The organism is Pseudoalteromonas sp. BMB (genome assembly GCF_001709235.1).
Classification (GTDB): Bacteria; Pseudomonadota; Gammaproteobacteria; order Enterobacterales; family Alteromonadaceae; genus Pseudoalteromonas; species Pseudoalteromonas maricaloris.
On record NZ_MBQA01000054.1, the window covers coordinates 1 to 1,003 of the forward strand.

Annotated in this window: 1 pseudogene; it reads right to left on the bottom strand. The window is 54.4% G+C overall.

Going from position 1 to position 1,003, the window contains the following annotated elements:
* Positions 1–19: 19 nt before the first annotated feature.
* Positions 20–1,003 (bottom strand): annotated as a pseudogene (locus BB427_RS03890) (IS3 family transposase); the annotation flags it as partial.

Consider the following 1,003-nt stretch of genomic DNA (forward strand, 5'->3'; position numbering starts at 1 on the left):
CCACGATTAGATACAACACTCAGTTAGTAACGTCGGAATCTTCATTCTCAGAATGACCCTTTCTCCAGCCCGCTGCAAATTCAGACGGTGTCTGATAATTCAGCGTGGATTCAAACATTCATCGCGAAATCGTCCGTTAAAGCTCCCAATAAATCCGTTCTGCGTTGGCTTGCCCGGCTGGATTAAGCGCAACTCAACACCATGCTCAAAGGCCCATTGATCCAGTGCACGGCAAGTGAACTCCGGCCCCTGGTCAGTTCTTATCGTCGCCGGATAGCCTCGAAACAGTGCAATGCTGTCCAGAATACGCGTGACCTGAACGCCTGAAATCCCAAAGGCAACAGTGACCGTCAGGCATTCCTTTGTGAAATCATCGACGCAGGTAAGACACTTGATCCTGCGACCGGTGGAAAGTGCGTCCATGACGAAATCCATCGACCAGGTCAGATTGGGCGCCGCCGGACGGAGCAGCGGCAGACGTTCTGTTGCCAGCCCTTTACGACGTCTTCTGCGTTTTACGCCCAGGCCACTGAGGTGATAAAGCCGGTACACGCGCTTATGATTAACATGAAGCCCTTCACGGCGCAGCAACTGCCAAATACGACGGTAGCCAAAACGCCTGCGCTCCAGTGCCAGCTCAGTGATGCGCCCTGATAAATGCGCATCAGCAGCCGGACGGTGAGCCTCATAGCGGCAGGTCGACAGGGATAAACCTGTAAGCCTGCAGGCACGACGTTGCGACAGACCGGTCGCATCACACATCAACATCACGGCTTCCCGCTTCTGGTCTGTCGTCAGTACTTTCGCCCAAGAGCCACCTGAAGCGCCTCTTTATCCAGCATGGCTTCGGCAAGCAGCTTCTTGAGTCTGGTGTTCTCTTCCTCAAGCGACTTCAGGCGCTTAACTTCAGGCACCTCCATACCGCCATACTTCTTACGCCAGGTGTAAAACGTGGCATCGGAAATGGCATGCTTGCGGCAGAGTTCACGGGCGGGTACCCCAG